The sequence below is a fragment of the Allostreptomyces psammosilenae genome, from assembly GCF_013407765.1.
Taxonomy (GTDB): Bacteria; Actinomycetota; Actinomycetes; order Streptomycetales; family Streptomycetaceae; genus Allostreptomyces; species Allostreptomyces psammosilenae.
Window position 1 is genome coordinate 1040394 of record NZ_JACBZD010000001.1, and the last position, 25845, is coordinate 1066238.

General features: G+C 74.6%; 19 protein-coding genes. 8 read left to right on the forward strand and 11 right to left on the reverse strand.

All coding sequences use genetic code 11. From position 1 onward, the window contains the following. Positions 1–96: 96 nt before the first annotated feature. From FHU37_RS04095 to FHU37_RS04120, 6 genes are all read right to left on the reverse strand, one after another. Positions 97–972, reverse strand: coding sequence for an alpha/beta fold hydrolase (locus FHU37_RS04095; RefSeq protein WP_179812861.1), 876 nt, complete (start codon positions 970–972; stop codon positions 97–99). A gap of 32 nt (positions 973–1004) precedes the next feature. After that, positions 1005–1772, reverse strand: a complete 768-nt coding sequence (locus FHU37_RS04100) for an ATP-binding cassette domain-containing protein (RefSeq protein WP_179812862.1) — start codon at positions 1770–1772, stop codon at positions 1005–1007. Then, positions 1765–2886 (reverse strand): ABC transporter ATP-binding protein, encoded by a 1122-nt coding sequence (locus FHU37_RS04105; RefSeq protein WP_246449549.1) that lies wholly within the window; start codon positions 2884–2886, stop codon positions 1765–1767. The genes FHU37_RS04100 and FHU37_RS04105 overlap by 8 nt, the downstream gene beginning before the upstream one ends. Further along, positions 2883–4697: an ABC transporter permease subunit gene (locus FHU37_RS04110; protein ID WP_179816004.1), complete on the reverse strand. Its 1815-nt coding sequence runs from the start codon at positions 4695–4697 to the stop codon at positions 2883–2885. Before FHU37_RS04110 ends, FHU37_RS04105 begins: the two co-directional genes overlap by 4 nt. 47 nt (positions 4698–4744) lie before the next feature. Next, complete coding sequence (locus FHU37_RS04115; protein WP_179812863.1) at positions 4745–6250, reverse strand: ABC transporter substrate-binding protein; 1506 nt, start codon at positions 6248–6250, stop codon at positions 4745–4747. Positions 6251–6520: 270 nt separating this feature from the next. After that, a complete protein-coding gene (locus FHU37_RS04120; protein ID WP_179812864.1) occupies positions 6521–8140 on the reverse strand; it encodes a cellulase family glycosylhydrolase in 1620 nt (539 codons plus the stop codon). 518 nt (positions 8141–8658) lie between these two features. Between FHU37_RS04120 and FHU37_RS04125 the strand changes: the two genes are divergently transcribed. Both FHU37_RS04125 and FHU37_RS04130 read left to right on the forward strand, forming a co-directional pair. After that, on the forward strand, positions 8659–10248 hold the full coding sequence (locus FHU37_RS04125) for an MFS transporter (protein ID WP_218903931.1): 1590 nt from the start codon (positions 8659–8661) through the stop codon (positions 10246–10248). A gap of 219 nt (positions 10249–10467) precedes the next feature. Next, positions 10468–11235, forward strand: a complete 768-nt coding sequence (locus FHU37_RS04130; protein ID WP_179812865.1) for an eCIS core domain-containing protein — start codon at positions 10468–10470, stop codon at positions 11233–11235. 164 nt (positions 11236–11399) lie between these two features. On the opposite strand, the gene FHU37_RS04135 is transcribed toward FHU37_RS04130, so the two are convergent. After that, positions 11400–12965 (reverse strand): COG1470 family protein, encoded by a 1566-nt coding sequence (locus FHU37_RS04135; RefSeq protein ID WP_179812866.1) that lies wholly within the window; start codon positions 12963–12965, stop codon positions 11400–11402. Positions 12966–13218: 253 nt separating this feature from the next. Between FHU37_RS04135 and FHU37_RS04140 the strand changes: the two genes are divergently transcribed. The 6 genes from FHU37_RS04140 (at position 13219) to FHU37_RS04165 (ending at position 20168) form a co-directional block, all read left to right on the forward strand. Continuing rightward, positions 13219–13842 carry a helix-turn-helix transcriptional regulator gene (locus FHU37_RS04140; RefSeq protein ID WP_312892740.1) on the forward strand — a complete coding sequence of 208 codons (624 nt, stop codon included), beginning with the start codon at positions 13219–13221 and terminating at the stop codon, positions 13840–13842. 354 nt (positions 13843–14196) lie between these two features. Beyond that, positions 14197–16374 carry an HYR domain-containing protein gene (locus FHU37_RS04145; protein WP_312892415.1) on the forward strand — a complete coding sequence of 726 codons (2178 nt, stop codon included), beginning with the start codon at positions 14197–14199 and terminating at the stop codon, positions 16372–16374. Between the two features lie 20 nt (positions 16375–16394). Next, complete coding sequence (locus FHU37_RS04150; protein WP_179812868.1) at positions 16395–17057, forward strand: Pvc16 family protein; 663 nt, start codon at positions 16395–16397, stop codon at positions 17055–17057. Between the two features lie 139 nt (positions 17058–17196). Further along, a complete protein-coding gene (locus FHU37_RS04155; RefSeq protein ID WP_218904224.1) occupies positions 17197–19311 on the forward strand; it encodes an ATP-binding protein in 2115 nt (704 codons plus the stop codon). Positions 19312–19359: 48 nt separating this feature from the next. Continuing rightward, complete coding sequence (locus tag FHU37_RS04160; protein ID WP_179812870.1) at positions 19360–19686, forward strand: plasmid mobilization protein; 327 nt, start codon at positions 19360–19362, stop codon at positions 19684–19686. After that, positions 19683–20168, forward strand: a complete 486-nt coding sequence (locus FHU37_RS04165) for a hypothetical protein (RefSeq protein WP_179812871.1) — start codon at positions 19683–19685, stop codon at positions 20166–20168. Before FHU37_RS04160 ends, FHU37_RS04165 begins: the two co-directional genes overlap by 4 nt. A 54-nt stretch (positions 20169–20222) precedes the next feature. On the opposite strand, the gene FHU37_RS04170 is transcribed toward FHU37_RS04165, so the two are convergent. From FHU37_RS04170 to FHU37_RS27730, 4 genes are all read right to left on the reverse strand, one after another. Beyond that, on the reverse strand, positions 20223–20624 hold the full coding sequence (locus FHU37_RS04170) for a hypothetical protein (RefSeq protein ID WP_218903933.1): 402 nt from the start codon (positions 20622–20624) through the stop codon (positions 20223–20225). Continuing rightward, positions 20621–20938, reverse strand: coding sequence for a hypothetical protein (locus tag FHU37_RS04175; RefSeq protein ID WP_179812872.1), 318 nt, complete (start codon positions 20936–20938; stop codon positions 20621–20623). Before FHU37_RS04175 ends, FHU37_RS04170 begins: the two co-directional genes overlap by 4 nt. A 208-nt stretch (positions 20939–21146) precedes the next feature. Continuing rightward, positions 21147–21716 (reverse strand): HEAT repeat domain-containing protein, encoded by a 570-nt coding sequence (locus FHU37_RS04180; RefSeq protein ID WP_179812873.1) that lies wholly within the window; start codon positions 21714–21716, stop codon positions 21147–21149. Between the two features lie 82 nt (positions 21717–21798). Next, on the reverse strand, positions 21799–25560 hold the full coding sequence (locus FHU37_RS27730; RefSeq protein WP_312892416.1) for a hypothetical protein: 3762 nt from the start codon (positions 25558–25560) through the stop codon (positions 21799–21801). Positions 25561–25845 lie beyond the last annotated feature (285 nt).

Genomic DNA, 25845 nt, shown 5'->3' on the forward strand with positions numbered 1-25845 from the left:
GGGAACTCCTGATGCCGGGGGACCCAACGAGGGTACTTCGCCGCGGCAGTGGTCGTACCGGTGCGGAGCGTGGCGCACCGGCGACGGCCGGGGGCGCTAGCGGTGGGGAGTCGCCGCGTCGAGGAGGGAGGTCAGGATCGGTTCGGGGTGGGTCCACAGCAGGGCGCCGCCGGTTCCGGGGACGACGTGGCGGCGGGCGGCGGGGATCCGGGTGGCGAGGAGGGCGCCGTTGTCGGGGGAGTGGCTGGTGTCCGCCCGGCCGTACCAGATGTCGACCGGCACGGTGATCCCGGCCAGGTCCAGCGGCCACCGCCGCATGGCCAGCAGGGTGTCCCGGGCGTAGCCGGCCGCGCCCTGGGCGAAGCCCTCCTCCAGGGCACGGCGGTAGCCGGCCGCGAAGGCGGGATCCCGGTACACGGCGAGGTCGCACTCCGGGCTGCCGCGCATCACCATCTCCCACATCGCGTCCGCGTCGAAGCCGGCGAAGAACCGCTCGGCGCCGGCGGGGTCGGTGGCGGCGGATTCGACGAGGGCGCGCAGCTCGGCCGGCAGGGCGGCGGCGAACTCGGGTGCGGCGACCTCGTCCGCCCCGGAGACGACGGCCAGGGCCGCGACCACGCCCGCCGCGGCGCAGGCCAGCGCGAAGGGCGCGCCCTGGGAGTTGCCGACGACCGGTGGACGCCCGAGTCCGCGCAGCGCGGCCAGCTCGCGGACGTCCTCCGCGAAGTCGGGGAGCGTCCGGCCGGGCGCGGGCGTCGACACGCCGAGCCCGGGACGGTCCACCGACACCAGGCGCACTCCGAGGGCGTCCACCACGCCCGCGCCGAAGCCCAGCCACCGGCTGGTGGCGGCCCCGGGGCAGAGCAGGACGGGCACGCCGTCGGAGGGGCCCCACTCGGCCCAGCCCAGCGACCGTCCGTCGGACAGCCGGGTCTCGCCGAGCCGGCGGGGATCGTCGATGTACGCGCGCATGGGCACATCGTGGCAGCGGGCGGGGCCGCGCATCACCCGGATTTCGCCGCGGTGCGGGGGTGCTCCGGGGTGGCGGGGAGGGTGCGGGCCGGGCCGGTCCCGACGATCCGGCCGGCGCGCATGACGGCCACCCGGTGGGCGACGTGCCGCACCAGGGCGAGGTCGTGGCTGATGAACAGGTAGGCGAGCCCGAGTTCGTCCTGGAGGGCGGTGAGCACGTTGAGGACGCCGGCGCGGACGGAGGGGTCGAGGGCGGAGACCGGCTCGTCGAGCACCAGCAGCCGGGGTTCGCAGGCCAGCGCGCGGGCGATGCCGACGCGCTGCTGCTGGCCGCCGGAGAGTTCGCCCGGGCGGCGGGCGCCGTGCGAGGCGTCCAGGCCGACCATCTCCAGCAGCTCCGCCACCCGCGCCGGACCGGTCGCCGGGTCCCAGCGGCCGTGCACGCGCAGCGGCTCGGCGATGGTGTCGCGGACGCGCCGCCGCGGGTTCAGCGAGCCGTACGGGTCCTGGAACACCGGCTGGAAGGCGGGGCGCAGCGGGCGCAGCTCCTCGTCGGTGAGCGTGGTGAGTTCGCGTCCGGCGAAGCGCACGGAGCCGGAGTCCGGCCGGCGGAGCTGGAGCACGGCGGTGGCGGTGCTGGACTTCCCGCAGCCCGACTCGCCGATCAGCGCCAGGGTCTCGCCGGGGCGCACGTCGAAGGAGACCCCGTCGACCGCCCGGACCGGCGGGTCGTGCCGGGTGCGGCCGGGGTAGTGGACCACCAGGTCGCGGACCTGGAGGACGGGGGAGGGCTCAGGCACGCGGTACCTCCGCCGGCTCGTCGGTGAACAGCGTGGGGCCGAGCGCCGCCAGCTCCGGCCAGCGGTGGCAGGCGGCCCGGTGGTCGGTGCGCTCGGTGGCGACGGCCGGGGGTGCCGTGCCGGCGCAGCGTTCCTCGGCGAGCGGGCAGCGCGGGGCGAAGGCGCAGCCGTCGCCTCCCGCCAGCAGCTCCCGGGCCGTGGGCGGGCTGCCGGGGATGGCCGCGAGGCGGCGGGTGGTGGACCGCTCCGGCGGCAGCGAGGCCAGCAGGCCGGCGGTGTACGGGGTGCGCGGCTCGGTCAGGACGCGGCGCACCGGGCCGTCCTCCATGTGCCGCCCGGCGTACATGATCAGTACCCGGTCGGCGTGTCCGGCGACGATGCCGAGGTCGTGGGTGACCAGGAGCAGTGCCGCGCCGGTGCGTTGCCGTGCCTGCGTCAGGGTGTCCAGGAGCTGGGCCTGGAGGGCGGCGTCCAGGGCGGTGGTCGGTTCGTCGGCGACGACCAGCTCCGGTTCGTTCACCATCGCCATCGCGATCACCGCGCGCTGCCGCATGCCGCCGGAGAACTCGTGCGGGTGGGCGCGGGCGCGGCGGGCGGCGTCGGCGATGCCGACCTGTTCCAGGGCGGCGACCGCCCGGGACCACGCCTCGCTGCGGCTCACCCGCCGCACCGAGCGGACGGCGGCGGCGATCTGCTCGCCCACGGTGTGCACCGGGCTGAGCACGGCCAGGGCGTCCTGCGGCACCAGGGAGATCCGTCGCCCGCGCACCTCGCGCCACACCGAGCGCGGCGCGTCCACCAGTTCCCGGCCGCGCAGCCGGACGCTGCCGCCGACCTCGGCGCCGGGCGGGGTGAGGCCGAGCAGGGCGAGGGCGGTCAGCGACTTGCCGGCCCCGGACTCGCCGACCACGGCCAGCACCTCGCCCGCGGCCACGTCGAAGGAGAGCCCGCGGACCGCCGGGACCGGCCGGCCGTGCCGGCGGAAGCCGACGCGCAGGTCACGGACGGTCAGCAGCTCCTCGGCCGGTGTGGCGCGGTTTCCCGGTGCGGCGCGGTTCTCCGGCGGGACGGCGTCCGCCGGTGCGGCCGGGTTCATGGGTGCGGCGGGGTTCATCGGGCGACCTTCCCGGGCGGTGCCGTCGCGGCGGGCGGACGGGCGGTGCGGCGAGCCCGGCCGGCCGGGGAGAGCCCGGACAGCGCGGACAGCACGGAGGTGGCCGGCAGCGCGGACAGCGAGACGGCGAGCCCGGCCAGTAGGGCCAGCGCCAGCGCGGGGCCGAGCGTGGCCCACGGGGCGCGCTCGACGTACGGCAGCGACTCGGCGAGCGTCAGGCCCCATTCCGGGGCGGGCGGCTGGGCGCCCAGGCCCAGGAAGCCCAGCGAGGCGAGGGCCAGCGCGATGCCGGGCAGGCGCAGCACGGCGTGGCGGGCCACCGGGCCGGCCACCGCCGGCAGCACGTGCCGGGTCAGGATCCAGTGCGGGGGCGAGCCGATGGCCCGCTGCGCCGTCAGGTAGCCGGCGGCGCGGGTCTGCTGGACCAGCGCGGAGGCGTGCGCGGCCAGCGGTGGCCAGGAGACCAGGGCGACGGCGACGGAGGCGCCGAGGGTGCCGGGCCCGAGGACGGCCGCGACCAGGATGCCGGCGATCACCGGCGGCAGGGCGTTGGCCACCTCCGAGGCGCCGGCCGCGAGCGCGGGCAGGAAGCCGACCAGCAGCGCCAGCGCGTAGGAGACCAGGCAGACCAGCAGCGCGACGCCGACCGTGGCGGCGGCCCCGTGTCCGAGCCGGGCCAGCACGTCGCGGCCGAGGCCGTCGGTGCCCAGCGGGTGGGCCCAGGAGGGGGCGGCGAGCCGGGCGGTGGTGTCGACGGTGCGCGGGTCGCGCGGCAGTCCGGCGGCGATGCCGGCCAGCAGCACGGTGGCGAGCACGACGGGCAGCGCGAGCCGTGGCCAGGTGGCCGGGGCGGCGGCCGGCGCGGGCAGCGGCAACGCGGCGTCGCGCAGGCCCGGGCCGAGCAGCCGGCGGCGGGCCGCGTCGCCGAGCACGCCGGCGAGCGTGCCCAGCAGGACCAGTGCCAGCACGGAGCCCTGGAGCATCGGCAGGTCCTGCGACTCGGCGGCGCCCAGGGCGGTGCGGCCGATGCCGGGGACGCTGAATACGGTCTCCACGGCGACGGCCCCGCCGGTCAGGCCGACGGCGACCAGCCCGAACTGCGGCACGATGGCCGGCAGGGCGCGGCGCAGCGCCGCGGCCGCGATCCGGCGCGGGGTGCAGCCGGCGGCCGCCCACAGGCCGACCCAGCGTTCGGTGAACACGGCCGGCAGCGCGTCGTCCACCAGCCGGCCGAGCAGGCCGCCGGCCGGGATGCCGAGCGCCAGCGCCGGCAGCACGAGGTTGCGCGGGCCCTCCCAGCCGAACGGTGGGAGCCAGCGCAGCCACACCGCGAGCACCACGAGCCCCACGGTGGCCAGCAGGAACTCCGGCAGGGAGGCGAGCATGGCGGCGGTGGCGCCGCTGCCCGCGCCGGCCCGCCGCGGGGTTCCGCGGGCGCCGCGGACCAGGGTCGGGGCGCTGAGGGCGGCGGTGAGCAGCAGGGCGACGGCGAACGCCGAGCCCATCAGGGTGAGCGAGACGCCGAGGCCGCCGAGCACGGACGGCAGGACGTCCGCCCCGGAGACCCAAGAGGTGCCGAGGTCGCCGCGGAGCGGCCCGGCGAGCCAGTCGCCGAGCAGCGCCAGCGGGCCGGCGTCCAGGCCGAGGTCCGCGCGGATGGCCGCCAGCGCCTCCTCGGTGGGTTCCTGCTCGGCGGAGCGGGCGCGCAGCACGGCCAGTGCCGGGTCCCGGCCGGAGAGCCAGGGCAGCAGGCCCACCACGGCGGTGATCGCCACCAGCGCCAGGGTGCGGGAGACCGCGGCGCCCCGGATCCGCCCGCCGCCCCGGAGCGCCGCCGGCCGGTGCTCCTGTCGCGTACTCACCGCAGGTGGGTGTCGGCGGTGACCAGGAGGCGCTCGCGCGGATCCTTGGCCGAGTCCACGACGTTGCCGGCGTCGCCCTGGATGACCCGCTCGTGCAGCAGCGGGATGGCGGCGTCGGTGTTCAGGATCGCGGCCTCGGCCTGGAGGATCGCCGCGCGGCGCTCCGGGCCGGAGGGGGTGCGCTCGGCGAGCTCCAGGGCCTGGTCCACCGCCGGGTCGCACAGCTGGGAGATGTTGAAGGAGCCGTCGCAGCCGAAGTCGCTGACCATGTACGCGGCCGGGTCGCCGGAGTCCAGCACGGTGGCGCGGGAGAGGATGAAGGCGTCGAACTCGCCGGCCAGCGCGTCGGCCTCGATGTGGGCGTACTCGCGCACCACCTGCTCGACGGTGAATCCGGCCCGCTCCAACTGCTGCTGGAGGGCGGTGGCGACCTCGGGCAGCTCGGCCCGGTCGGAGAAGGTGGCGAGGGTGATGGTGGTCCCGGCGGGGTCGGCGGCCTCGGTGCGCCCGCTCCGCTCGGGGCGTTCGGCGGCCCACGGGATGGCGGGGCCGAGCAGGCCCTCGGCCTGGTCGGCGCGGCCCTCGTAGACGCCCTCGACCAGCGCGGCGCGGTCGATCGCGTCCCGGGCGGCGGCGCGCAGCGCCGGGTCGCGGAACGGGCCGGACCCGGTGTTGAGGTAGAGGGTGTTGGTGCGCGGCATCGGCACCTCGGTGATGGTCTCCTCGTCCAGCAGCGCGGCCTGGGAGACCGGGACGGCCTCGACGATGTCCGCGGTGCCGCTGCGCAGGGCGGCGGCGCGGGCGGTGCCGTCCGGGACGAAGGTGACGTCGATGCCGCCGGCCCGCGCCGGCTCGCCCCAGTACTCCTCGTAGCGGTCCAGGTGGGCCGCGGTGGTGCCGTCGACCTCGGTCAGCACGAAGGGTCCGGTGCCGGTGCCGACCGGGTTGACGGTGGCTCCGGTGTAGGCGCTGGGGGCCAGGATGGAGAGCTGGGGGGAGGACAGCCGCTGGGGCAGCAGGGGGTCGTCCTCGCCGGTGGTGACGGTGACGGTGTCGCCCTCGGCGCTGATCCGCAGTTCGACGCCGTCCAGGATGCGGGGCTTGGGGCTGGCCTCGGTGGCGGCGCGCAGGGCGCCCGCGACGGCGTCGGCGGTCAGCGGGCTGCCGTCGTGGAAGGTGACGCCCTGGCGGATGGTGAAGGTCCAGGTGCGCGGGTCGTTCCGGGTCCACTCGGTGGCCAGGGCGGGCTGGGGGTCGCCGGCCTCGTCGAGGACGACCAGCGTCTCCGCGGTGCTCCAGCGGGAGAGCTTGAAGGCGTCGTCGCTGAACGGGGAGAGGCCGGAGCGCGGCGGTTGCAGCATCGCGACGCGGATGCGTCCGTCGGCCGCGCCCTCCGCCGGGCCGGCGTCGGTTCCCGGGGAGGAGGCGAAGCAGCCGGTGAGCAGCAGGGAGGCGGTGAGGGTGAGGGCCACGGCGGGCAACGCTCGGCGGGTGGGGCGCACGTTCTCTTCTTCCGGGGGACGACGACCGGCCAGGGGACGGGTGGCCGGACGCACGGGTGGCCGGGGCGGGCGCGGCGCGGGCGTCCGGCGCCCGGCACCTCGGGCGGGTGGAGCGACGCCGCGAAACTAGCAGATGACAATCATGTTCACCAATGTCGTCCATGGCGGCCGCCATCGTCCCGAACGGCGCGAACGGCGCGAACGCCGCGAGCCCCCGCCGGCGGTCGGCCGGCAGGGGCTCGCGGAGGTGCGACTCGGGATGGCGCGGGATCAGGCCACGGCGCAGGCGCTGCCGCCGAGCGAGAACGCCGTCGGGTTGGTGTTGGTGCCGTTCCAGCTCGCGGTGAAGCCAAAGCTCACCGAGCCGCCCGCCGGGATGGTGGCGTTGTGGCCGGCGTTGCGGACGGTGACGTCGGCGCCGCTCTGCTGCAGGACGCCGTTCCAGAGGGTGGTGATGGTCTGGCCGTTGGCGTAGGTCCAGCCCAGCGTCCAGCCGTTGATCGGGGTGGTGCCGGTGTTGCGGATCACGACGTCGGCCTGGAAGCCGCCGCCCCAGGAGCCGACGACCCGGTAGGTGACCTGGCAGTTGGCCACGGGGTTGCCGCCGCCGGGCAGGGTGGTCACCGCGACGGTCCCGGAGCGGGTGGAGCGGTTGCCGGCGGCGTCGCGGGCGTAGACGGCGAAGGTGTAGGAGGTGTTGGCGCTCAGCCCGGTCACGGTGGTGGAGTTGGTGGCCGAGGTGGTCACCGCGGTCTCCGTGGTGCCGTTCACCCGGACGACGTCGTAGCCGGTGACGCCGACCGCGTCGGTGGAGGCGGCCCAGGACAGGCGGACGCTGCCGGGGGTCACGTCGGCGGCCGTCGGGGTGCCGGGGGCGGTCGGCGCGGTGGTGTCGCCGCCACCGCCGCCGTAGACCGACGCCTCGCGGGAGGTGGCCTTGATGCCGTTGGCGCCGTTGAAGATGCGCTGGCCCCAGGAGGTGAGCCGGGTCGGGTCGAAGCTGGTCACCATGTCGAGGTACTCGACGCCGCCGCCGTTGCCGCTCCAGGACCAGCCGAGGTAGCCGAGGCCGAGCGCCTGGGTGGTGGCGAAGATGGTGTCCTCGTCGGGGTTGCCGTCCGAGTGGTCGTGGCCGAACTCGCCGACCACGATGGGCAGGCGGGCGGTGACGAACCGGTTGAGGTAGTCGTTGATCTCGGCCGCGGTGTCGAAGACGCCGTACATGTGGATCGAGAAGACGGTGTTGCGGTCCGGGTCGCTGGCGAAGACCTGCGCGGCGTTGTCACGCATGGTGAAGGACCAGTCCTGGCCCCAGTTGGGGGCGTCGACCATGATGGTGTGGTCGAATCCGGCGTCGCGGAGCTTGTTGATCGCCGCGGAGGTGTCGGCCGCCCAGGTGGAATATCCGGCGTTTCCGTAGGGCTCGTTGCCGATGTTGACGATGACGTAGTTCTCCTGGCCGGTGAGCGCGCTCTGGACGCTCAGCCAGTAATCGGCCGCCCGGTCCAGGCTGACCGCCCCGCTCTGCTCGCCGTAGCCGGTGGTGTCGTGCACCTCCAGGACGCAGATGAGGCGGTTCGCCTTGCACTGCGCGACGACGTTCGCGACGTCGGCGGCGTCGTTCCGCGTCCAGCGGTCGCCGCTGCTCAGCACAACGCGCACGGTGTTCGCGCCGAGCGCCTTGATGTTGGCCAGCGAGCTGGTCTGGTTGGTGTACCAGGTGTGGGCGTGGTTGACGCCGCGCATGACGAAGTCGTTTCCGTTGGCGTCGAGCAGACGACCGCCGCTCACGTGGAAACCCGTTGCCGCGTGCGCCGGCTGCGCGACGACGAACATGGAGAAAAGGAGACCGAGCAGCGCCACGGCCGCGGTCGTCACACGTCTTCTCATGAGCCTACTCCCGAAGGGAGATCCGCCGCGGGCGGCGAATCTCGTGATGGGCTGCCAAATGCCTGTCCTGCGAACCCCGTCGGCGGGCCGGCGGGTGGGTGCTTCCGGTTTTCGCCACTGGACCGGCATGGCGGGAGTGCCGTTCCGCAAACGACCCTTACATGACCCTGTCAATCATTTCGACAGGATTCGGCGCGGGTCGACGACGCAAGAGCGAACCCCGTACGGCGTGGCCCTCAGGGTAGGTGCGGGGCGGTGGTTACACAACCGGTTAAGCACGGCTCGTCCTGCGCTCGGGCACGCGGGTTGACGGTTCGACGACAGTTCGACGGCCGTCCGGTGGCGGCACGGCGTCGGCCGGGGCGGCGGGTCGCCCCGCGTTGACCTCAAGCCGCCTTGAGATTGCAGGATCGTCGGCGACGGGACGCGCCGACGCCGGCGGGTCACCGTGCGACGCGTGGTGCCCGCGCCTTCCCGGCGCCGCCACCACGGTCGACGGAGCGAGGGAAGGGGAAGCCATGACCACCAGCCTGGAGACCGCCGCGGCGCCCGGCGGAGGCGAGACGGCGGGGAGCGGCGGGGCCGCCGGGCCCACCGAGGCTGCCGGTGCCTCCGGTGCCGTGGAGGACGCCGGGAGGCGGGGCGCGGGCACGCTGCGACCGCCCTACCGGGCGTTCACCATCGGGGCCGTCGCGCTCAGCACGCTCATCGCCTTCGAGAACCTGGCCGTCACCACCGCGATGCCCACCGCCGCCCGGGCCCTGGACGGCCTCGCCCTCTACGGCCTCGCCTTCGGCGGCCCGCTCGCCGCCGGAGTGGTCGCCATGGTGCTCTCCGGCGTCTGGTCGGACAGACGGGGCGCGCCCCGGCCGTTGTGGACCGGCATCGGGCTGTTCTCCGTCGGACTGCTGCTCGCCGGCGCGGCCCCGACCATGGGCGTGCTGGTCGCCGGCCGCGTGGTGCAGGGCTTCGGCGCCGGGCTGGTGGGCGTCGCGCTCTACGTCGCCGTGGGGCACCTGTACCCGGCCCACCTGCGGCCACAGGTCTTCACCGCCTTCGCGGCGGCCTGGGTGCTGCCCTCGATCGTCGGTCCGGCCATCGCCGGGCTGATCATGGAACAGGCCCACTGGCGCTGGGTGTTCCTCGGCGTGCCGCTGATCGCGCTGCCGGCCGGGGTGCTGCTGCGGCCGGCGCTGCGCGGCACCACCACGCGGAAGCGGGACGCGGCGACGGGATCGGCGCGGGCGGCCGGCGCGCCCAAGGCCGGCGCGCCCACGGCCGGCGCGCCCACGGCCGGCACCGGGCCAACCGCCGGCCGTGACCGCGATGACGCCCCCGACGGCGCCGGTGCGGACGCGCCGGACGCCACCGGCCGCCGCCTGCTCTGGGCCCTGGTCGCCGCGGTCGGCGCGGGGCTGCTGCACTACGGCGGTCAGGGGCACGGCGCGCTGGCCGTTCCGCTCCTGGTGGCCGGGCTGGCCGGCCTGGTGGCCGCCGCGCCCCGGCTGCTGCCGCCGGGGACTCCCCGCGCCCGGCGCGGGCTGCCCACCGTGGTCATCCTGCGCGGACTCGCCGGCGCCGCCATGCTGGGCACCGAGGTGTTCATCCCGCTGATGCTCTCCCAGGAGCGCGGCATGTCCGCCGCCACGGCGGGCGCCGCGCTCACCGTCTCGGCGCTGGGCTGGTCCGCCGGCAGCTGGTTCCAGGCCCGCCCGAACCGGCCGCTGGGCACCACCGGCCTGCTGCGCCTGGGGTTCGCCTTCCTCCTGGTCGGCCCGATCGCGGTGGCGGTGACCGTCGCCCCGGCCGTGCCGGTGCTGGTCGCCATCGTCGGCTGGGCGGTGGCCGGCCTCGGGATGGGGATGGTCTACCCCACGCTCTCCGTGCTGACCCTGGAGCTGTCCGCGCCCGCCGAGCAGGGCCGCAACTCCTCGGCCCTCCAGCTCGCCGACTCCCTCGGCACGACCATGGTGCTGGCCGTCGGGGGTTCGTTGTTCGCCGCCCTGGTGAGCCGCTCCGCCGACACCGCCTACCTCGCCATCTTCCTGATCAGCGGCGTGCTGTCGCTGCTCGGCCTGCTGCTCGCCGGCCGCGCCCGGGCGCGGTAGCGGGATGCCCGAAGAGGCAGCCGGGCCTGCCCCCACCCGGCGGCGACCGGGCCTGGACGCCGCCGCCCCTCCTCCCGCACGGTCGTCGCAGAGCGGGAACTGACGGGAACGGCGCCGCACGCGCACCGCACGACGACCCATCTGACGGACCCGCACGAGGGACCCGCACGACGGACCCGCACCAGCGACGGGACGGCCGCACGCCTCCGGGAGTGGCAGATGCACGAGTACGAGCACGGGCGCGACCACGCGCACGAGGAATCCGGACGCCCGGGCCGGGGGAGTGGCCCGCACGCCCCCGCCGAGCTGTCGCACCTGTTCAAGGCGGCCGCCGCCGGGCGCGCCGACGTCCTCGGCCGGGCCGGGCTGGGCAGCCTGCAACGCCAGGTCGGCAACAGCGCCGTCGGGTCGATGCTGGGGGAGGAGGAGCAGCAGCCGCGTTCGCCCGTCCTGGACGTCGTCTCCTCCGGCGGCGGCCAGCCCCTGGACACCGAGACCCGCTCCGACATGGAGGCCCGGCTGGGCGCCGACTTCTCCGACGTGCGGGTGCACACCGACGGCGCGGCGCACGAGTCGGCCAAGGCCGTCGGCGCCCACGCCTACACGGTCGGCAACAACGTGGTGTTCCAGCGGGACAAGTTCGACACCTCGTCGACCGAGGGGCGCACCACGCTGGCCCACGAGCTGACGCACGTCGTGCAGCAGCGCAGCGGGCCGGTCGACGGCACCGAGGCGCCCGGCGGGATACGGGTGAGCGACCCCTCGGACCGGTTCGAACGGGAGGCCGTGGCCAACGCCGAGCGCGCCATGGCCGCCCCGGCCCCGGCCACCGACACGGCGGGCGCGGGAGCGGGAACGGCGGGTGCCGCGCCGGTGCAGCGGCAGGGCGAGGACGAGGAGGAGCGGCCGGCGGACGTCCAGGGTTCCTTCGTGCAGCGCACCGGGGCGCAGGCCGGGCAGGAGGAGGAAGAGGCACCGCCGGCCTGAGGACCGCCAGCGGGGCCACCAGCCCGGTGCCCTCCGAGCGGTCCGGACGGATCGCTCGGAGGGCACCGGGCTGTTCCGCTCCGCGGGCCGGCGCCGGCCCGCGGCCACCGTTCGCCGGGTGGGCGGGTCGGGGGCGCCGGTCAGCCGTTCGGCCCGGCCGCCGCTCAGCCGTTGCCGGTGGCCGGGGGGACGGCCCGCAGCGTGCCACCGAGGAACAGCGACTCGGAGCACTGCGTCGGCGCCGGGCCCGCCACCGGCTGGCCGACCTGCTGGCAGGTCACCGTCATGGTGACCCGGCCGCCCTCGGGCACCACGATCGGGATGACGAAGTGGTAGTCCAGGTCCCGGAAGTTCTCCAGCGCCATCTGGAACAGCGGCTCGTCGCCGTTGGAGATCACCAGGGTCCCCGCGTCGCCCTGCGGGTTCTGCACCACCAGGTCGGTCAGCTCGAAGATCTGTCCCTCCGGCACCTGGTACCCCGGCCCGGTGGCCGAGCCGCCGCCCACCGCGTCGGTCACCTCCAGCCGGGTGCTGGTCGGGACGCCGGCGCCGGAGCCGCCCGTGCCCCCGCCCCCGGAGCCGCCCGACCCACCGGAGCCGCCCGAGCCGGACGCCGCGGCGGATTCCTGCCCGCCGTCGCCCGAGGCCGGAGGCGTCGCCGCGCCGCCCGAGCCGCCGTCCGCGCCGGCCGAAGCGCCGCCCGCGCCGCTCCCTGCGTCACCGCCCGCGCCCGGGGCGGCGCCGCCCGTCGCCCCGCCCTGGCCACCGGTGGTCAGGCCGCCGCCGTCCTGCTCGGCCGCGGCCTCCTGGATCGCCTCGGGGGTGATCGCCTCCCGGGCCGTGGACTGCACGGCCGGGCGGAGCAGCAGGAACCACAGGCCGGCCAGCGCCACCGCCCCGACCGCCACGGCGAGCAGCGCCCGCGGCAGCCAGCCCGGCAGGATGGCCTCCTGCTGGTAGCTGCCGTCCAGCGTCACCGGGGGGTGCGCGGGCGGCTGGGCCGCCCCCGCCGGCGTGGGCGTGGGGGTCGTCGGCGTCGCGGGCGTCGCGGGCGTCGAGGGCGCTGGTGCCGTCCCCGGCGCGCCGGCGACCGCCTCCGGCTGGCCAGGCTGGCCCGGCTGGCCCGGGGCCACCGGGGTCGCGATGACCTGGAAGGGGTGGGTGAGGTCAGCCCCGCGCCACAGCCGCCTGGCCGGGCGGACGTCCAGCTTGGTGAAGTCCGCCTGGCCGGGGGCGATGGTCAGCTCGGCGGGGGAGAACGCCAGCCGGATCCGCTCGCTGTTCGCGCGGGCCGTCAGCCGCACCGTCAGCGGCGCGTTGCCCAGGTTGTCCAGCGCCACCCGGTGCCGGCCGCGCCGTGGTCCCTCGGAGCTGGTCGGCAGCAGCTCGGCGTTCAGCTGGGTGAAGGGCAGCACCGTCACGGTGCCCTCGGGCACCACGGCGCCGGTCGGGTCGCTCGTCGGCACCACCCGTACCCCGAACGGCGACTCACCGGCGGCCACCTCGGGGGCCCGTGGCGGACGCAGCCGCAGGGTGGCGGTGCCCGAGGTGCCCGGGTACAGCGACACGCTGGCCGGCTCGACCGCCGCCCACGCCGCGCACGGGCCGACCACCTCGAAGCGATACTCCTCCACGGTGGTGCCCGAATTGCGTATCTGTAACGGGACCTCCGCCAGGCCACCCGGCTCGACGGTGACGGCGGACGTATCGAGGCTCGCCCATGCATTCATATCGGGCACGGTATGGGCGGCGCCCCAACCGTACAGCGCACGCGTAGGAACACTTCCGGGCAGCCGAGTTGCCCGTTGACTCCTTATCGATTGTGCACCCCCGAGGCAACCCATATTCTGACGCTCCCTTTGGGGGAACGGAAACGCCGGCCACCCCGTGCCCATGCCCGGCAAGCATGCGCACGGCGGATCGGTGCGCCGCGGCCGGTGGCAGCACGTGCGGGTACGCAGCAGTCAGCGGAGGGGGCTCGACGTGGACCGCATTCCGGTGAGCTTACGGGCGCAGGACCCGATCTCGCGGGCGGGGGTGGCCAGCCAGCTGCGCACCCGGCCCGAGCTACGGCTCGACGACCCGGACGACGAGGGATCGCCGAGCGTCGTGGTGGTCGTCGTGGACACCATCGACGAGGCCGAGTTGCGGGTGCTGCGCAGCGTCCAGCGCACCACCACGGCACGGATGGTGCTGGTCGCGACCCACATCGACGACCAGCAACTGGTCAGCGCGGCCGAGTGCGGCGTCGCCGGGATCGTGCGGCGGGCCGAGGCCACGCCGGAGCGGCTGGTGCAGGTGATCAGCGCGGTGGCGCGCGGGGAGGGCAGCGTCCCGGCCGACCTGCTCGGTCGCCTGCTGGAGCAGGTCGGCCGCCTCCAGGGACAGGTGCTCGGCCCGCGCGGACTCAACTTCAACGGGCTGACCGCCCGGGAGATCCAGGTGCTGCGACTGGTCGCGGAAGGGTACGACACCGCCGAGATCGCCACGAAACTCTCCTATTCCGAGCGGACGATCAAGAACGTGCTGCACGGAATCATGACCCGCCTGCAACTGCGGAACCGTTCGCACGCCGTGGCGTACGCGCTGCGCCAGGGACTCATCTGACGCCGAACACGGCTCGGACGCGGAAATGGGAGAGAAAGCCGTTCCGGACAAGGGCGAATCCGAGACAGCCGGCGGCACGGAGTCGCACGGCCGGGGCACACACAAAGGGGCACGCGCAGGGGCACACGAAGGGGCACACCAAGGGGCACGCGCAGGGGCACGCGAGGCGGCACGGTCCGCGGCGCCGTCCGCACGACCGGGAACACCGGGGAGCCGGGCGCGCGCCCGGCCGGACTGCCCGCGAAGGCAGCCGCCACTTCCCGAACGGCTGTACCGCGCCCCGCTGTGCCAGGCGGCCGGTGGGGCCACCGTGTAGCTTGCCGCACCGGTTCCGGGAGGGGATGGAGGGGTTCCGTGCAGGGGCTACGACTGCGGTCGGGCGTGTTCCGGCTGGTTCTGGCCACCGTGCTCCTGGTCACCGGCAGCACGGCCGCCGCCGGCCTGGCCGCCCTCGACCGGGAGGCCGAGCCCTTGGTCACGCCCCCCGTGGTGGAACGCGCCGTGGATCCGGGCGGGGAGATCACGGTGGACAAGCGGGTGACGACCCGGGCGATCCCGCCCCGGCCCGACGTGGTGCTGCTGGTGGACGGCACGGGCAGCATGTCGGACACCATCGGGAACGTCCGCCGCAACCTCGGCCTGATCACCAGCGCGGTGCGCGAGTCGCAGCCCGACTCGCAGTTCGCCGTCGCCACCTACGGCGACGTGCTGGACGGTCCCCGGGCCTTCGAGGTCCTGCAACCCCTCACCGCGGACCTCGACGCCGTCCAGCGCGGCGTCGACGCCCTCACCGCGGACCGCGGCGGCAGCAGCCCCGGCCCGGCCGAGGACTGGATCCACGCGCTGTGGCAGATCGCCCACGGGGCGGGCGGGACGATCGACTTCCGGCCCGGGTCCAGCCCGATCATCGTGCTGGTCGGCGACGCCTCCAGCCACGACCCCAGCCTCGGCTACTCCCTCCAGGACGCCGTCACCGCCCTGCGCACACTGCCCGCCCGGGTCCTCGCCATCGACGTGGACACGCCCGTGGGCGACGGCCTGAACGGCATCAACGACAACGGCCAGGGCTACTTCGAGCGCCCTCCGCCCGCCTCCGCCCCCGACCAGGGCCGGAAGATCGCCGAGGCCACCGGCGGCCGGCTGTTCGACCGCATCGACCCCGACGCGGTTGCCCGCACCATCGCCGAGGGCCTGGCCAACCTGCCCACCACCGTCACCCACCGGCTGGTCGACTGCTCCCCGCACCTCACCGTCGACCTCCAGCCGCCGAGCGTGCAGCTGACCAGCGGTCAGCAGGCCGCCTTCACCGAGACCATCCGGGTGTCACCGGACGCGCCCGGCGGCGCCGTCCTCACCTGCGCGGTGCAGTTCGCCGTCGGCACCGCCGGCGGCAACGGCGACCCGGAACTGCGGCAGACCATCAGCATCACGGTCAACGACGTGGTCGCCCCGGTGGTGACCGTGGACGACCGCCGCGCCCGGGCCACCGGGCCGGACGGAGCCGTCATCGACTACACCGCCACCGCCGAGGACGCGGTCGACGGCCCGCTCACGGTGAAGTGCACGCCCCCCTCGGGAAGCGTCTTCCCCGTCGGCAGCACCACGGTGACCTGCACCGCGACCGACGCCGCCGGCAACACCGGCACGGACACCGCCACCTTCGTGGTGATCCCGTTCCCCGGCCCGCCCCCGTCCACCGGCCGGCCGACCCCGCCGCCGCCGAACGTGCCGTCCTTCCCGCCGAGCTCCCCGCCCCCGGCCTCCAGCCCGCCGGCCACGACGCCCCCGGCCGCCACCCCGCCGGCCAGTACTCCGCCGGCCGCCACCCCGCCGGCCACCTCGCCACCGCCGCCACCGCCACCGCCCCCGGGCACCCCGCCCTCCGCCGACGTCGCGGTGACCGTCGCGGTGACCCCCAGCCCGGCCTACGCCGGCAGCGAGGTCCTGGTCCGGCTCACCCTGACCAACGCCGGCCCGGACACGGCCAGCGGCGTCAGCGTCACCGCGGCGCTGCCCGAGGTCGACGACCCGGCCGGGCGCGCCGTCGCCGCCCAGACCGGCTGCACCGACACCGAACCGTGCACCCTGGTGCCCGGCGCCCGCACCGAGGTCACCATCCCGGTGACCTACCGGGAACCGGTCGACGGCGTCGTGCGGGCCACCGTCTCCGCCGACCAGGGCGACCCGGCCCGGGGCAACAACACCGCCGCCGCCGGACTGCGCGTGCTGCGCCCGGAGCTCACCGTCACCCCCGGCATCGGGGTGCCCGGGCAGGTCGTGCAGGCCCGCGGCCGGGACTTCCCGCCCGGCACCGTCGTCGAGCTGACCTGGCAGCCGGGGATCACCGCGACCGCCGCCCCGGTGCGGGTCGGCCCGGACGGCACCTTCGTCGCGCAGATGCTCATCCTGCGCAAGGACCGACTCGGCGAGCGGGAGCTGCGCGCCAGCGGACCGGGCTACGAACCGCTCAGCGTGCCGTTCCTGGTCGTGCCGCGCAGCATCCAGCCACCCGACTTCGCCGGACGCGGATGAGGGATGAGGAAGGTCAGCCGGTGATCCACGAGATCGACGACGCGCTACGCACACTGGTCCGCGACGAGGTGCTGGAAGGCGCCGGGGTGGTCGTGGTGTTCGAGGCGCCGACCCGGGAGTGGGCGGCCAAGGTGAACGCCCCCACCGTCAACCTGTACCTGTACGACATCCGGGAGGACCTGCGGCGCCGCGCGCGGGGCCTGCACAACGAGTACGACGAGCGCGGCACGGTCGTCGCCCGCCACCTGCCGCCGCGCTACTTCAAGCTCTCCTACCTGATCACCGCGTGGACCAGGCGCCCCGAGGACGAACACCGCCTGCTGTCCTCGCTGCTCGGCGGGCTGCTGCGCTACGAGTCGGTGCCCGCCTCCCGGCTCACCGGCTCGCTGGCGACCGTCGGCCTGCCGGTGCCGATGACGCTCGCCCTGCCCCCGCCCGAGGACCGCTCCTTCGCCGACGTGTGGAGCGCCCTCGGCGGCGAACTGAAGCCCTCGCTCGACCTGGTGGTGAGCGTGCCGCTGACCGACACGCCGGTCTACCCGGCCGGACCACCCGTCACCGAGGAGGGGATCCGGCTCGGCTTCGGCGAGATGGACGAGGACGCCCGGCCCGAGGCGACCAAACCGGCCAGCGCCCGGCCGCCGCTGCGGCGCGGCCACTCCTGGCGCATCACCGAGGAGTGACGCCGTGAGCGATGCCACCGCCGCGTCCGCCTCCGCGGCGCCCGCTGGTTCCGCCGCGTCCGGGCAGACCACCGACCCGGACGCGGTCACCCCGGACGCGGTCACCCCGGACGCGGTCACCCCGGACGCCGACCCCAGCCTGCGGCACCTCCTCGACCGCGTGGTGCTGGTCGAGGAACGGGTGCGGCGCGCCGTCGCGGCCCGTCAGGAGAGCGACCCCGACCCGGACGACGCCTTCCGCGGCCTCTACCTCACCGACGAGGCGGTCCGCCGCCTCCTCGACACCGGCCGCCCGCCGCTGCCCGTGCCGGACGAGGCCGACGCCGCCTGGCACGCCGAGGCCGAGGCCCGCGCGGACGCCGCGACCCGCGCCGGCCGTCCCCCCACCCGGCTGCGCCGGCTGGCCGCCGACTTCCACCTCACCGAACTCGACGTCGAGATCCTGCTCATCGCCCTGCTGCCCGACCTCGACGACCGCTTCGAGTCCTTCTACGGCTACCTCAACGACGACGTCACCCGGCGCCGCCCCTCCGTCGGCCTGACCCTGGGGCTGTGCGGGCTGTCCGCGGCCGACGCCGCCGCCCGCGCCCGCTTCGGCGCCGACGCCCCGCTGCGCTCCGGCGGACTGCTGCTCGTCGAGGACCCCGAACGCCCCTTCCTCGGCCGCGCCCTGCGGGTGCCGGACCGGGTCACCGCGCACCTGCTCGGCGACGACGCCCCCGACCCGCGCGTCACCGACCTGCTCACCCGGACGCGCCCCAGCACGGTGGCCGGCAGCAGTGTGGCCGGCAGCTGTGTGGCCGGTAGCTGTGTGGCCGGTAGCAGCGTGGCCGGCATCGGCGACCCGGCCCCGCTCGCCCGGGCGCTGGCGGCCGGCGTCGGTCTGGTCTACCTCAGCGAGGCCCAGGGCGGCGCCGGCGCCACCCTCGCCGCCACCGCCCTCGCCCGGGTCGGCCGCCCGGCGCTCGGGCTCGACCTCGGCCGGCTCGCCCACGACCCGGCGCCCGCCGAGGCCGTCCGGGCCGTCATCCGCGAAGCCCGGCTCACCGGCGCCGGCCTGGTCTGCGCCCCGCTCGACGCCCTCGGCCGCGACCACCTGGAAGCCGTCCGCTCCCTCACCGCCGCCCCGCTGCCGGTCGTCCTGGTCGGCCGCGGCCCCTGGGACGCCGCCTGGTCCGCCGACCCACCGCTGCTGCTCACCGCCCCCCGCGTCGAGCCCGCCGTGCGCTCCGCCCTGTGGACCGAGGCCTATCCGGACCCGCTCCCCGCCGACATCGACGTCGACCGCCTGCTCTCCCCCTTCCTCCTCACCCCCGACCAGCTCGCCCGCGCCGCCCGCGGCGCCGCCCAGCAGGCCGCCTCGGACGGCGGCACGCTCCGCCCCGAGCACGTCCGCCGCGGCGCCCGCGCCCAGAACGCCGCCGGCCTGGACCGGCTGGCCCGCCGCGTCGAACCCTCCGTCGGCTGGGACGACCTCGTCCTCCCCCCGGACGCCCTCACCCAGCTGCGCGAACTGGCCGCCCGCGCCCGCCACCGCGACCGCGTCCTCGGCGAGTGGGGCATGCGCCCCGGCGGCGCCCGGGGCCGCGGCGTCGCCGCCCTCTTCGCCGGCGACTCCGGCACCGGCAAGACCATGTCCGCCGAGGTCGTCGCCGCCGACCTCGGCCTGGACCTCTACACCGTCGACCTCGCCACCGTCGTCGACAAGTACGTGGGCGAGACCGAGAAGAACCTGGAGCGCATCTTCTCCGAGGCCGCCGGCGTCAACGGCGTCCTCCTCTTCGACGAGGCCGACGCCATCTTCGGCAAGCGCTCCGAGGTCAAGGACGCCCACGACCGCTACGCCAACGTGGAGAGCGCCTACCTGCTGCAACGCATGGAGACCTTCGACGGCCTGGCCATCCTCGCCACCAACCTGCGCGCCAACCTCGACGACGCCTTCACCCGCCGCCTCGACCTCGTCATCGACTTCCCCATGCCCGACCCCGCCCACCGCCTCCTGCTGTGGGAACGCTGCCTCGGCCCCGTCCTCCCCCGCGCCGACGACCTCGACCTCCCCTTCTGCGCCGAGGCCTTCGAACTGGCCGGCGGCAACATCCGCTCCATCGCCGTGACGGCGGCCTACCTCGCCGCCGAAGCCGGCCACCCCGTCACCATGGCCCACCTCATCCACGCCGTCGGCCGCGAATACCAGAAACTCGGCCGCCTCACCCTGGCCTCCGAGTTCGGCCCCTACCTGAAGCTGCTGGGGTGACGGGGGAGCGGCCTTGGCCAGCCGTAATACGCGTCATACACTCCACTCATGGCGAAGACGCGGATCAGCATCAGCCTCGACCCCGAGCAGGCCGAGCGCATAAGGGAGCACGCCGAACGCGCCGGCATGGACGTGTCGGCCTATCTCGTGAACGCGGCGACCAGGCAGATGGCGGAGACCGACGCGCTGGAGGCGCAGTTCTCCCGCATCGACGCGGCCATCGCAGCCGCGGAGGCGGAGGCCGCCGCCCTTCCGCAGCCCGCGGAGGTGACGGAGGACGACCTCACCGAAGAGGAGAAGCGCCAGGTGCGGGAAGCCGTGGACCTGGTCTACGGTGCCGATCGCCCTGCCAAGCGTCCAGGAGAGGCCGCGTGAGCACGCGCGTCCCCGTGTACGACACGGGGATGCTCATCGGACTGGCCGACCGCAAGTCCAAGGCGGTCCGCCTGCACGACGCGATCAAGGACGCGCCGCACCGCGCCGTCGTCCCCGGGCCGGTGCTCGCCCAGGTCTGGCGCCCCACACCCGCCACGGTCCACGGGCTCGCCGTCGCACTACGCGACTGCACGGTCCCCGGCGCCCGCAGCTCCGCCTCGGCGCTGCGCCCCACCGACGCCGGCCAGCCGGTGTGCCTGGCGTGCGCCACCCCGCCGGACCTCACCGACTGGCAGCGCATCGGTGGCGCCCTGGGCCTGGCGGCCCTCCCCGGCAAGAAGCGTCCCGACGCCGTCGACGGCCTGGTGGCCCTCACCGCCGTCCGCCACGGCAGCGCCGTCGTCTTCACCAGCGACCCTGATGACCTCGCCGCCTACCTGGAGGCGATGAACGCCCAGGAGGTGCACCTGGTGGCGGTGTGAGGGGCCTCGCGCCGGGGTCGCCCCGCACCGGTGGCTCCTGGTGCGAGCCGGTACTCAGAGCACGATGAGCGGAACCGGCGCTCCCACGGCCTCGGCGAGCTTGCCGAGGTCCCCCGGATCGGACGTCACGACCGCAGCCCCGGCCTCCATCGCCACCACCACGACCATCGCGTCGACGACGTCGGCCGTACCGGACAAACCGAGCAGGGCACCGACGCGGCGGGCCATCGTGTCGTCCATGGTGACCAGCTCGCAGGTCTTCACCACTCGGGCCAAGCCGGCCTGGCCGGCACCGCCACGCCACATCTGGGCGAGCACCGTGACCGGCAGCAGAGGCCGACGCCCCTCGTCGACCTCCGCCTCACACATCGCCCAGACCCGCCCCCGGGGATGCCGCTCGGCGTCCCGGAGCGCACCCGCGTCCAGCACCAGCCGGCGGGCATACAGTGCCCTCACTCCTCACCGTCCGAACTGAGCGCGTCCAGGCGATTGAGGCCCTTGCGCCGGGCGGCGGTGTCCGCGCCAGGTTCCGGGCGCCCCACCCCGGCCGCCGCCAGGGCCTCGCGAGCCGCGGCGCGCACGTCCTCCTCCGGCTCCCCGTGCTCGGCGAACTGCGCCTCCAGGGCGGCCCGCGCCTCGTCCAGGTCCGCCTCCCGCCGCGCCGCCCGGTCTATCCACGTGGACAGCGCCATCCCGCGCCTGGAGGCGGCCCGACGGGCGCGGTCGATGGTCTCCGGGTCGAACGAGATCGAGAGCTTCTCAGCAGCCATGAGCGCAGGATAGCTCCAGTACTACCGACGGTGCTACCAATCAGGGGCGCTGGCGCACCGCCGCCTCGTACCGGCCTCGCCACCTACCGGCCATGGGCGCCCAGGACGTGCACCTGGTGGAGGCGTGAGGGGTTGTGCCACAGGGCCGGGCGGATCACTCGCGTCACCCGCGGACACGGCGCCGAGTTGAGCAGACCCTCCGTGAACATCACTTCAGAGTGAAGATCGTGTTGGTGGCGAATGCTCTGAGGTTCGGATCAGGATCGTGGTCCGCCGTCTCCTGGAGTGGACGACGGAACTCGCTCCATGACAACTCTCCCGCTGCGGAGACTGCGGCCGCGCGTACGATCGGTGACTCGTGTTGCAACGCCTCCGTGATGGCGGCGTACACGTCGCCCGAGAAGTCCCGGGGAGATATTGCTCCGAGCGCTTCCAGCAGGTGCTCCTGTGATGTCTCGGAGCGTTCCTCACTCATCTTCCGCAGGCAGGCCTGATAGTCGATGAGGTTGAATTCTGTCGAGAGGTGGTCGGTGACGGATTGAGTCCCGTCGCCGAGGATTTCGATGAATCGAACCTCCGTGACCGTGTCGTGGACGAATCGGACTCGGGTGCTCGCGCCCGCCTTCCAGATGAACTCGAAGGCGCCGGACTGTGCCGCGCCTCTTAGTGGGACAGGATGCTCGGAGGGAGTTTCCGGAGTCCACCCTGCGCTTCTTCCGTGGCGAGCCAGTTCATAGAAGTCGATCTCACCGTCGAAGGCGAGTCTGTTGCTCGTCAATACAACCACCCGTTCTCACTTCGCCGTCGAACACTGCGGGGCCTGCGGTGCGTTGAGCCGAGGAGGATCGGATGGGAGGCGGTTACGGGGAGCCGACGCTGCCCGGAATGGTCGGCCAGACGCGGTTGATGTTGCGCAGTAGTGTTCGATTCCAGCGTCGCACCAGATCCCCCAGTTCCTTCTGTTCGCTCGGTGAGAGGCTTGCGTAGCCGGGTTGTACGGCCGGGTCGCTCAGGGACAGCACCTCCACGTCAACATCCCACTTCTTGAGTATCTCCAACCCTGCCCGTCCTACCGGCTCTCCGGTGCTGGAGTCGCCGCCAGACAGGTTCGGATACGTGGGAGCGTCGTCATCCGTCTCGCCGAAGGGCTTGTAGAGCCCCAGTGCGAGGACCTTCGTGGAAAGCTTCCACCCCTGGCTGCTTGCGGTGTCACGCAACTCGCCGATGCGCGGCGCACACACCTCCGGGCACGGGCTCCGGGTGACCTTCAGTTCGAACCTCGCCTTGGGTTCCTGGTCCGGAGGAGTGCTCTTCTTCGGTAGGAGGGTGTTCCTGTTCTCGGTTATGTGCTCGACGATCCTCTGCTCCGCGTGCTTGCCGCCCTCGCTGCTGGTCTCCTCGAACCCCCAATCCTTCTCGGCTTTGAGTGTGGCTGTCGCCCATGTCTCGTGGGTGAACCTGAGTATTTTGTTCTGGTAGTTCATCTTCGATGACGTCAGTACGTTTTCCGGGACCGTGAAGACCGGCTCTTTGGCCCCTACCGTGATTTCGTAGTGGTGTACCGGATTGTAGGTGGAGAAGATCGAGAAGTGGCCGGGTTGCCCACTGGCTGGCTCGATGGACAGGCCCCTCAGGCCAGCGCCGCGCCACCGGTTGTACACCGCCGTCACGGCCGGCTTGATCGATCCGGCGGAGATGGAGGAACCGAGGGTCTTCTGCAGATCCGCCGTTATCTTCGCTCCGAGTCGCGGATCCCGTTTGGCGCCGGGAGGTGCCGGCTCGGAGCGTGGACCATTCGTGGCCGAAGTGGTCGATGGGGACGTCGCCGGGTCTCGCCGTCGCGAGCGACGGGCGCCCCACAGCCGCTTGCCGGCCTTTGCCAGGGTGTCGACCACTCGGTCGATGGCCCTTCCCACCGGGCGGGACACGGACTGGAAGACGGAGCGGACTCGGCCGGCCAGGCCGCTGATGCCTACCAGGGCGGCGAGGAAGCCGATGACCACGGGGAGGGCGGTGGCCAGGGCGTTCTCGACCATGGCGGGGACGCCGGCGGTGCCGCCGCCCGCTATGGCGATGACGGCGTCGAGGAAGGCGTTGACCAGTTGGATGATCTGGGCGCCCTGGGTGAGGAAGAAGGTGGCGAGGTCGATGATCCCCTTGACGGCGCGGACGAAGGCGGAGGCGGGGGTCAGCAGGGAGAGGATCCAGGTGATGCCGGCGACGATGACGGTGGGGACGAGGTAGGACTTCAGCCGGTCCAGGATCGTGGCCTTCAGGTCGCCGACCTGGGCGGCGATCTGGTCGGTGACGCCGGCGGGGCCCTCGCGGGCGAGGGTCTGGGCGAGCGGGACGGAGCGTTCGACGGCGCCCATGGCCGGCTCGGGTACGCCCTTGCGGATGACCCGGGCGCGGATGGCGTCCCAGGTCAGGCCCAGCATCGAGGCGATCAGCTGGATGATGCCCTTGAGGTCGAAGCGGGCCGGGATGGCCAGGCCGGCGCCGGCGGCCATGCCGAGGAGCCAGGAGACCAGGCCCTTCTGCAGGTGGGTGCCGATGTTGGTGACGAACTGCTGGAAGCCGGCGCCGACGGCGCTGACCAGGTTGCGCAGGAAGCCGATCGGGTCCTTGATGATCAGCATGGCCGCGGTGGCCGCCTTGGCCAGCACGGCCTGGAGCTGGCCGAGGAGTTCGGTGATCGTCTGGATGACGCCGACGACGGCGTCCAGCGCCTGCTGGGCCCAGCCCCGGTTCGCCTCCTGGAGCTTCTTGATCTCCTCGTCGACGGCGTTCAGGGCCTCGGTGTAGCGGCGCGCCAGGTCCTGGACGAGCGACTGCGACTTGTCGTCGACCTGGGTTTCCAGGTCGTCGAACTTCCCCGCGAAGTCCTTGGCGGCCTCCTCGCCGAAGCGGCGCAGGTCGGCCGGGAGGCGGTCGACCTCGGCCTTCAGTTCGGCGCGGCCCCGGGCGATGCGGTCCTTCGCCTTGCCCAGCTCGGTGCCGATCGCGTCGGCGACGGAGGAGATGACGCCCTGCATCCGGGCGACGTAGAGCTTGCGGGACTCCTGGAAGAGCTGGTTGGCCTCCTCCGGCATGCCGAGCAGCTTGTCCTTGGCCCACTTGGCCGGGCCGAGGAAGCCGCTGTACCGCTTGTCCTTGTACTCCTGCATGCGCCGCTTGTGGTCGGCGGTGAAGGCGTCCCGGGCCGCCTTCTCGCCGGCGGTGAACTTCTCCTCGACGAGCCGGTCCAGGCCGGTCAGGATCCGCTCGACGTCGCCCTTGGTGGCGTCGAAGACCCTCTGCAGCTTGGCGGTGACCTGCGCGCGCTTGGCCTCGTCGGCGGACTTGGTCTCGCCCTTGCCGGCGTCGACCTGCCGGCCGGCCGCGGCACGGGTGGCCGTCATCGACGCCATGGCCTCCGCGCCGGCCGCCGCCGCGCCCGCCTTGGCGGCGGTGAGCTGCTGGTTCTCGGCGGCCCGGCCCTGGGCGGGGGCGGTGGCGGAGTGCTGCTCGCTCTGCTTCTTGGCCGCCAGGGCCTCGTTGAACCGGGGCTCGTTGCCCTTGGCCAGCTGCTCCTCGGTGACCTGCGCGTCCGCCAGCTTCTGGTTCGCCTGCCGGGGGCCTGCGGAGAAGTCCAGCACCGCGTCGGGCTGCCGCGCCGGGACGGCGCCGGCCGCGTCCGGTGCGCCGGGGTTGCCGGGCGGCCGGTCCGGGGTGAGCGGGGTGACCTGCTTCTCCTTGGCGGCGGAGGTGTCCGGTGCTGCCTTGGTGGTGGTCTCGATCTCCTTGGCGGAGGACTCCTTGCCGGCCGTGACCTGGCCGTCCACCTGCGCCTTGACCGCCTCGGCCCTGCCCGAGTCGGCGAACTTGTCGGCCTCGTCGAGGTTCTTCGGGGCCTGCGCCGCGATGGCGTCGTTGACCGCGGCGATGAAGGCCGCCTTGTCGAACTCGCCGGGCTTGGCCGCGTTCATCTTCTCCGCCTGCGCGGCCTTGCCCTGGGCCTCCCGGTCGTCCGGCGGCGCGACCGCGGCGTCCTGGGCCGCCCGCGACTCGGCGGCGGCCGGCGGGTGCTGGGCCACCGTCTGCTGCTTGGCGGCCACCTCCGCCTTGACCGAACGGAAGCCCGGGGCCTGGTCCGGCGGGGGCTTCACCACCGGCGCGGGGCCGTCCGCGGTCGTCGAACCGCTCCCGGCGGAGGTGGCGGTGCCGGTGCCGGTGCCGGGATCCAGGCGCTGCACGGACGGGCGGCCGGCGGTCGCGGTGGTCGTGGGCGCGGTGGTCGAGGGCGCGGTGGTGGAGGGCGCGGTGGTCGTGGGCGCGGTGGTCGTGTGCGCGCCCGCGGCGCCGGGCCTGCGGCCGGCCGGGGACGCCGCGCGCTGACGCTGCGCCACCAGGCGGGCCACCGCCGCGTTCCCCGCCCTGCCCTGGAGGCGCTGCACGGCGTGGCGGCTCAGCGTCGCTGTGGGGGAGGCGGCGGTGGTGGGGGAAGCCGCGGTGGTGGGGGAAGCCGCGGTGGGGGAGTGTGAGGCGACGGCGACGCCCTCGTCCAGGTGCCGCTGAGCGGCGTCGGCCCGGTGCGCGTGGGCGCGCGTGGCCGAGCCGTGCGCCGGCCGGTCCCGGCGCACATCGGCCGGGCTCCGCGTCGCCGATCTCAAGGCCGCGTCCGGAAGCCGGGCAGCGGGAAGCGCGTCCCCCTCATGGCTCACGAGTGTTCGGGGCCGTCGCGGGGCCGGGGGAGGCGGTCACGGGGCAGGAAGCGGGGCACTCCCACTGCCCTTTCGGGCAGCGCGCCCGCTGAGCAGCCCGCGCCGGGCGCCGTTCGCGCCCCGCTGCCTGTTCGGGCACGCCTTCCTGCCCGCGCGGGCGGACCGCCCGCACGTTCCCAGCGATCTTCCCGGGCGGTGAGAATC

Excerpts from the sequence above, each read along its gene's own strand:
- FHU37_RS04095 (WP_179812861.1), bottom strand. The coding sequence starts at position 972 with ATGCGCGCGTACATCGACGATCCCCGCCGGCTCGGCGAGACCCGGCTG.
- FHU37_RS04160 (WP_179812870.1), top strand. The coding sequence starts at position 19,360 with ATGGCGAAGACGCGGATCAGCATCAGCCTCGACCCCGAGCAGGCCGAG.
- FHU37_RS04125 (WP_218903931.1), top strand. The coding sequence starts at position 8,659 with ATGACCACCAGCCTGGAGACCGCCGCGGCGCCCGGCGGAGGCGAGACG.
- FHU37_RS04105 (WP_246449549.1), bottom strand. The coding sequence starts at position 2,886 with ATGAACCCCGCCGCACCCATGAACCCGGCCGCACCGGCGGACGCCGTC.
- FHU37_RS04175 (WP_179812872.1), bottom strand. The coding sequence starts at position 20,938 with ATGGCTGCTGAGAAGCTCTCGATCTCGTTCGACCCGGAGACCATCGAC.
- FHU37_RS04120 (WP_179812864.1), bottom strand. The coding sequence starts at position 8,140 with ATGAGAAGACGTGTGACGACCGCGGCCGTGGCGCTGCTCGGTCTCCTT.
- FHU37_RS04135 (WP_179812866.1), bottom strand. The coding sequence starts at position 12,965 with ATGAATGCATGGGCGAGCCTCGATACGTCCGCCGTCACCGTCGAGCCG.
- FHU37_RS04130 (WP_179812865.1), top strand. The coding sequence starts at position 10,468 with ATGCACGAGTACGAGCACGGGCGCGACCACGCGCACGAGGAATCCGGA.